Below are 8197 nucleotides of genomic sequence, written 5' to 3'. Positions count from 1 at the left end.
AAAGAATCTCAGAAGGGAAACTTTCCCCTCCCTGGTTTATGGCTGTTACCTTATAACTGTAGATGACTCCCGGAGACTGCTTAGTACGGAATTTGTTTCCTTGTATTAATCGTCCGTTATCGAAATCGCTATCCCCTCTGCGAGTATAAATAATATAATTGTCCGCTTTAGCTGTAGGCTCAAGCGGATCTTCAACGGGCTGCCAGCTTAGTTCTACTTCATCATCAGATAGAAAGCGAAGGCTCATATGATCGACAGGTAAAGGCAGAACAACATATTCTTCCTTATACTGCGAAGCAATAAACCGGAGTATCCCTTTATAAATAGAACGGCTTACGGTAAAACGAAATCTCGGATCTAAGCCATAGCGCATATCTGCAAAGTTCTGGTGTGAAAGCAATTCTAATAACATGGTTGGCACATTCGGTACACGGGCTTCAAAATAAGATTTATTCCACATTCCTCTTCTATTCCACTCCGGTTCATACAAAGCGCGGATATCATTCACGATAGCAGACTGTATGAGATCTGTCAAGTCACGGGACGCGTAACGAGATGCTTTGTTCGCAAAAACTTCATTTTCGGATGCGGTACAGAAAATACCTAACGTACCAATAATAGAGTCATTCCATGTTGTTCCTGCATCCGAATGGAAAGCAAATGCCATGTCAATAGGTATATTTAATCCCGGTTGTTCCGGATTTGCAGCAGAACCTCCGGATATATAATTTACCCACTTCCCACGTGATTTATAGTCGTCGGTATAATCATTCAATCCTTGGCTGTCCGAGTAAATACTATCGGGCACACCAGCCCATTGCATCCAGTAACGGGCGGCTTCCGTAAAACGTGGATACCCGCTCGTCTCATAGGGATAATCTATAGCCGGCAATTTCTTTACTTCTTGTACCGTCTGGTTATCTGAGCTTTTGATATTATTGGAGGCCATACTGTCTGAAGTAACCCTCCGAGCAATATTGCCGTATCCGCCACCGAATTTAACACCGTCTGCTGTAACTATTCTCCCAGCCTTGGAAGAGATGTTTGAAAGAACGACCTTTCCCGACTGATTCTGTCCCTCATCAAAACTGAAATGACCTAAATAAATCCATGTGCCGCCACCCATTCGTTGGTTGACGCGGAATTGCGAACTGCCCCCTTGGTGAAATACAGTGTATAATGCGTCTTCCGTACTGTTTTTTACCGTTTTATAAGAAACATAAACAGCGTATGAACCTTTCTCGGGAATGTTCGGGATCCATTCACTCAGACTTTCCTTACCTTTCCTAATAGAGTTCGTTTGCCTGAAGGTTCCGTCCGCAAAGGGATTTTCAAAATCCTTATACGTCTCTTGCAGATGAGCGAAGCCACTTCCATTTCCGTCAATCCATTCCTTGTCTCCGTTCTGTTCCGTATAGATTGAACCCCCTTTAAGTATTCTGTCATTGTCAACGATTACTTCGTGCTTTTGTACATCCCGTTCACGAGGAATCAATACTGTTGCACCTGCATTCTCAAGCATGGGAACTAAGAAAGGAAGTACATACGATTGCGTATATAAATCTTCTACCGTTTGAAAGATACGTGCCCGTTGCCATTCCCATCGTGCTAATTTAGATTCATAATAATATCCGTGACTCTGCCACAGTGCGATGTGCTTATTTTGTAAACCTGCATCAGGATGGTTAGACGTAGATAGGCGACTGATCAATGGCGTTCCTTTCTTGTTGGTGAACGTGTTGCTCCTACGTTGTTCTTTTTTACTCTTGTAGAGAAGAGGAACAAGATCTTCTATTCGCTGTCCGTCTGTATATAACTCTTTTTTGTATTTAGCCTGTTCTTTAGGTAATAGAGATTGGATCAGGTGATATATTTCCTGAATTTTTTCCGGACGAAAAGGCACATACGAGCAATTCTCATTTGCATATACCCGTATTTGTTTTTTGCGATCAGAAACAAACATCGAATCAATTGAAATTTTCCCAATTGCCAGATCTTTTCGTAAAAGAGAATCTAAACTCTTAGAAAGTACCTCTTTCATCTCAGAAGATACTATTTGCGCTTTTACAGGAATTATTTGCCCCAACAAAAGTACCGTTAAAAGAAGAATTACTAATCTGCCCATTTTTATTTTCGTTTATAATCGTTCAAAGATATATCCTTTTTTACTGAGTCTGCTTTTCGTTTTGTCTGTTTATGTCCGTCACTTTCCATTTGTGAAAAATAGAAACTTAGACTTGCTGTTCCATCCATTGTGGGCTCATTTGATGAGTAATCTCCGGGATCGTCATGATATACAGCCGCACCAGATTGAAAAAGAGCATACGGGTCATCGTTTTTAAGATGGATACCTCTCAAAGCTTCATAGATGGATTTATAAATCAGTCCGTCAACTAATCCTCCGTAAGGGATATCATTCAGTATATCTACATAGGCAGAATGAGGTATAGACGGGAAATCGCCACCAGCAGGTAATCCACAAATCATAGATGTGCCCCAAGGGTTACAACCCAACAGCCAATCTCTTAGAGCAGATTCCATTTCAACATAAGTGTCATCACCAGTTAATTGTTTGTACAGGTTTGCTTGAGTTATTGCTGCAGCCACCAGATTGTTTGAACACCAAATGAATGGAATACCATATAAGAAAGGATCATCATTTGCTTTTGCCCGTTTTAACAGGCAATCCAACCCGGAACGCATAAAACGTATATACTTTTCAGCGATAGACTTATCTTCAGCCTTTGCCAAATAATAATGACCAAGATTTACAAAAGGATAAAATTGATAATGCCTTGCCCTGCCTAATTCCATCCAGGGCGTGACTTCTTCTAAAATACCCCAATAATCGGCCTTTTTTAGCCAATAGGTGTCATTTGTCAGTTCGTATTTGACCGCTGCCGCCAATTCCATATCATCTACATAATTGTCCTCTTCGTAAAAATAGGGAGAGACGGTACAGGCTGTCTGAGTGTTTCCCGGGCGAGCTTCACCGAAATGAAATGCGGGAGATGACTTAACGATTAAACGAGATGCAAAATCCGGATCGATCTTTTTAAAAATATCAGCACCCAATGCAAATGCAGAGGCAAATTTACCTGCAGTCGAGGCAACTCCTGTTGTACGGTTTTTGTGCTTTCCAAGTCCTTGCCGCTCTCCGGTCACGAAATAGACAGGCCGGCCTTTCCCTTCGCTCCAACCATAATCTATGCTATCCTTGTTCGGTAAGCGCATCTTGGCATGATCTCTGTCATCTGCTATCTGGTTAAACATAATCGCGGAATCGGGATTCATTCGTTCCATCCATTCGAGCCCCCAACGAATTTCATCCAGAATATCAGGTATTCCATTCTTTCCCTTTCTTCCGTCGTCTCCATATTCGTCTTTAAAGATAGCCGTATCAGGATTCTGCTGCCAGGCAAACATCATCTGGAATGTTGCATTAGCCGACGTAGGCAAATATTGCAAATAGTCTGAAGCATCATGCCATCCACCACGAACATCAATCTTTTCCCCCGTTCGTTCTGGATGATAAACAATAAATCCATCGTGTTGATGACAGACATCGTTTAGATAGGGATTATATCCGCACCGTTGTTGTCGCATATATTTTAAAAGAAAATCAGCAGTGCCATCATACACTTCAGGAGCAATTCGAAAGAAAGGAGATCGCCTTCCGTTACATTCTATATAATATCCACCTTTCTTTTTTAAGGAAGAAAAATTCAAACGTAAAGCTTGTTTCATTCCCCAACGTTCAGCGTTTGCGACTTTTCCTACTCCCTGATACACCATTTCATTTGTCTTAGCATCCCTAAGAATAAACTCATTTGATTTACCCTCCTTCGTTGTAATGAATACGGCAACCTTGGTTTGATCAGGTAGGTATCCTAATTGGTTCACTCGTATCCACGCACTTTCCTGGGCAAGCAATGAATGCAGACTTGATATAAGCGCTATGATTAAGAATAGATTTTTCATGATAACGAAGAGCAATGATTTATTATGATATTCTACAAAAATATCATATTTTACGTATTGTAAACAATAATTTATGTTATCAATACGAAAATAAGCTAAATACGGGGTGGCAAAGAGTAAGGAATTTATTTTAAGATAAAAAACGACTATATTTTTTTGTTCATATAATTTAAGTTCAAATGAATGTCGTTTTTCCTCCTCCTTAAAATCTGGCCAAATGGAATTCACGTTTGTTGTTTTTTCAAGCATAGTGTTTAAATAAAAAATATATCCTTTATAATTGGAATTATATCCTTTATTTTTGCAAAAATATCCTTTATATTTTCAGGGTTGTTTTATTTGTTGATTTTCAAGGTGTTCTAAATTCGGTTTTTTTAGGTGGTCAGACCTTGTTTTTTTTGTTTTTTCTAACCGTTTTTTTATATGCCTTGATCGTTCCTCGTTAGAATTTTTCGTGCTGACTCGCTCTTCTCATGTTTATGATTAATATAGCTTAAGTATAGTGCTTTCAGTAAGGGATGTTGGTCTTTTCTAAAAAAGCAGAGTTGTCTTTTCTTGATGGGATTATCTATAAGATAAAATATATTGATTGTGTTTATCTGTGTGGATGGGAATTGTAAAAGCTTTTTTAAAACTAAATATATATGTATAAAAATTAATTAGATTTAAATTATATAATTTTGCTTTTTTAATAAAAAATGAAGCTGTATTATTGTGAATGCTAAGATTTGCTATCAAAATAATGCCCAGTAAATAATAGGTTTCAAGGTAATGAATAATGTGAAACCGTCAACATAAATTGAGTTGTATAAACATCAAAAACAAATCTATAGTAATAACCTTTTATTTAAACATTTCTGTATGGATAAAACATGGAAAAAATCCAAAAAAATCAGCAAAAACGATTTATGGCGTATGCTGATTTTAGCCTTAACTATATTAATAGTTGGCAATGTATATGTGCAGGCAGGTTCGGTTACGGAGACCTCATTACCTATAGCACAACAAAGCATGAAGAGGATAACGGGTATTGTGACTGACCAGAATAAAGAACCCTTAATTGGAGTTAGTGTGTCAGTCAAAGGAACTACAAATGGAACAATAACGGATCTTGATGGTAAGTATTTTTTAGAGTTGGATTCGGATAATACAGTTTTGGTATTTTCTTATATAGGTTACAAAACTCAAACAATTGTGGTACAATCTCAAGTGTTGGATGTTGTTTTGGCCGAAGACTCTAAGATGGTGGATGAGATTGTTGTTGTTGGATATGGAATTCAGAAAAAGGAAAATCTGACCGGAGCTGTTGCTTCTGTAAATTTGGATAAAACTTTAGAAAGTCGTCCGATAACTGATGTCGGACGCGCTCTTCAGGGTAGTGTTCCGGGATTGACAATAACAACAACATCCGGTGAGATTGGAAAAGCGCCAACGATTAAAGTACGTGGAGGTGTTGGCTCTCCTAATGGCAATTCTAATCCGCTTATTTTGGTTGATAACGTGGAGATTTCGGATATTAGTTATGTCAATCCGGATGATATTGAATCGATTTCAGTATTAAAAGATGCAGCGTCTTCTTCTATTTATGGAGCACGTGCAGCATTTGGAGTTATTCTTATTACAACAAAGGCTAAAAAAGTAAATGAAAAGTTACGTGTTAATTATTCTACAAATTTAGCGTGGAGAACGCCAACTAAAACGCCAACTCAACTCCCGGGATGGCAGCAAGGTGAGATAAATCTGGCCGGAGTGATGCGTAATGGCTCAACTAATTACTATAATGTAGTTGGTAATATGGTTGTTGATCAGAAAACAATTGACGGAATGAAAGCCTGGTCTGAGGAATATGGGGATGGTAGCGGACTTGGTCGTGAAATGGTGTACGGACGTGACTTCGAGATTGATGATACAGGTATGCATTTCTATCGTACATGGGATTGGTATGATATGTATATTAAAGACTGGATGCCGCAACAAAATCATAATCTATCTGTAAGTGGCGGTAATGGAAAGACAAGCTATGGTATCAATTTAGGATATCTTCATCAGGAAGGTTTAACTAAGGTGAACTCAGACCAATACGATCGTTATAATACAAGTTTAACTTTAAATACTGAAGTGAATAGTTGGTTGAAACTTCGTGCTAACGCGATGTACACAAAAACAGATATGGATAAACCGTTCATGTATGCTTCAGATCTGTATGACCATCTATATTATCTGTATCGTTGGCAACCGATGTACCCATATGGTACTTATGAAGGGAAAGGTTTCAGAAGCGCTTTGACAGAACTTGAACAGGCGCAGATGACGAGAAATAAAACTGACTATATGCGTTTAGGTGGTGGATTGACCTTTACTCCACTTCCAATAGAGGGGTTGAGTTTTGATCTTGATTTTGTTTATACAACAACAGAAAACCGTTATAAAAAATATGGTGGTCAGGTAGAAGCTTACAATATCTTTAGTGCACACAGTAGCCTTGAATCAATGGTGAATTCGTACGGAAATTACATTTCTTCTTCTTATGACTATGTACAGGAAGAACGTGGCCGTACGCAGATGCTTACCACCAACGCCGTTGCTACTTATAGTAAAACAATAAATGACCATGCGTTTAAGGCGATTGCCGGTAGTAACTTGGAAAGTAGTCATTATCGCTATGTCTCAGCACAACGTAAAGGCCTGTACAGTATTGCGGCTCCTGAGTTAAATTTGGCATATGGTGATCAAGTTGTCAATAGCCAGCATACGCATTGGGCTGTAGCCGGATTCTTCGGACGTATCAATTATGCATATAAAGATCGTTATTTACTTGAAATAAACGGACGTTATGATGGATCTTCTAAATTCCCATCAGGAGACCAATTCCGCTTCTTCCCCTCTGCTTCTGTTGGGTATCGTGTTAGCGAAGAGGATTTTATGAAAAGCCTGTATCCTGCTCTTTCTTCCTTAAAACTAAGAGCCTCTTACGGTAGTATTGGTAATCAGGATGTGGATGCAAATGCTTTTCGCTCTTTGATGACTGCCAATCCAAAAAATGCATGGATTATTAACGGTAAAAATACAACATCAGTGGGTACACCTACTGTAACCTATAGTTCTCTGACTTGGGAAAGTGTACGAACTGTTGATATAGGTTTTGATGCTCGTTTCTTGGATGATAAGATTGGGGTGACTTTCGACTGGTATAAAAGAACAACAACAGATGTACTTGCTGCATCGACCTTGCCTTTAACTTTAGGAGCAGATGCTCCCAAGCAAAACTTTGGTGAGTTAGAAACACCGGGTTGGGAGTTGGCTGTGGACTTTAGACATGATTTTGAAAATGGGTTGTCAATAAATCTTGGTGGACAAATAACAGATTATTATACAGAAGTGACTAAATGGGCGGAAAATACAAATGTTCCTACGTATGATGGTAATGGTAATGGCTGGTTCTCAAGTAAATTCTATAAAGAAGGAATGAGATTAGGAGATATTTGGGGACTTAAAGTAGATCGTTTGTTACAAGAATCTGATTTTAATGCTGACGGAACATTGAAAGCCGGTTTGCCGGATCAATCGGAAATCTTCTCGGGTGGTATTACTTTACAACCAGGCGATGTGCTATATAAAGATATAGATGGAGACGGTAAAATTTCTAATGCAAAAAGTACAGAGGATACACGTGACCAGACTGTGATCGGTAATATGTTCCCTCGTTACCAATATGGCTTCACTATTGGAGCAGCGTATAAGGGATTTGACTTTAATATGTTTGTTCAGGGTGTAGGTCAACGTAAACTTTGGGCTATGGGTAATCAGGTACTGCCGGGTTATACATCGGGTGAACCTTACTATAATGGATCAGATGATTACTGGACACCAGAAAACACTGACGCGTTTTATCCTCGCCCAACGATCTATGGTCAGGCGGCAAAGTGGAATTATGCTGTAAATGACCGCTATCTTTTAAATATGGCTTATATGCGTTTGAAAACATTGACAATCGGTTATTCTTTACCGAATACTTTGTTGAGTAAAGCGCATATCAGTAATTTGAGAGTCTATTTTACGGGTGAAAATTTATTTGAGTTTGATAATGTCAAACCTGATATCGATCCGGAAATAGATGTTAGATACGTTGGTACAAGTGCTGACTCGCGCAATTTCGGACGAAGCTATCCTTATCAGAGAACATTGTCTTTTGGTTTACAAATCACGCTTTAAAATC

At 38.8% G+C, this 8197-nt stretch carries 3 protein-coding genes; 1 reads left to right on the top strand and 2 read right to left on the bottom strand.

The features are described from left to right. Both PHT93_RS10765 and PHT93_RS10760 read right to left on the bottom strand, forming a co-directional pair. The coding region (locus PHT93_RS10765; RefSeq protein ID WP_300242727.1) for a xanthan lyase at nt 1-2125 on the bottom strand (2125 nt) is incomplete at its 3' end. 2 nt (nt 2126-2127) lie between these two features. Then, nucleotides 2128-3981 carry a glycoside hydrolase family 9 protein gene (locus PHT93_RS10760; protein WP_300242725.1) on the bottom strand — a complete coding sequence of 618 codons (1854 nt, stop codon included), beginning with the start codon at nt 3979-3981 and terminating at the stop codon, nt 2128-2130. An 861-nt stretch (nt 3982-4842) separates the two neighbouring features. On the opposite strand from PHT93_RS10760, the gene PHT93_RS10755 reads away from it, so the two are divergent. Further along, entirely contained in the window at nt 4843-8193 is a 3351-nt protein-coding gene (locus PHT93_RS10755) for a TonB-dependent receptor (protein WP_300242723.1), read from the top strand. Nucleotides 8194-8197: the final 4 nt, after the last annotated feature.

The organism is Massilibacteroides sp., from assembly GCF_028705895.1.
Lineage (GTDB): Bacteria > Bacteroidota > Bacteroidia > Bacteroidales > Tannerellaceae > Massilibacteroides.
Note: the sequence above shows the minus strand (reverse complement) of the source record. Positions and strands in the feature narration are given on the sequence as shown.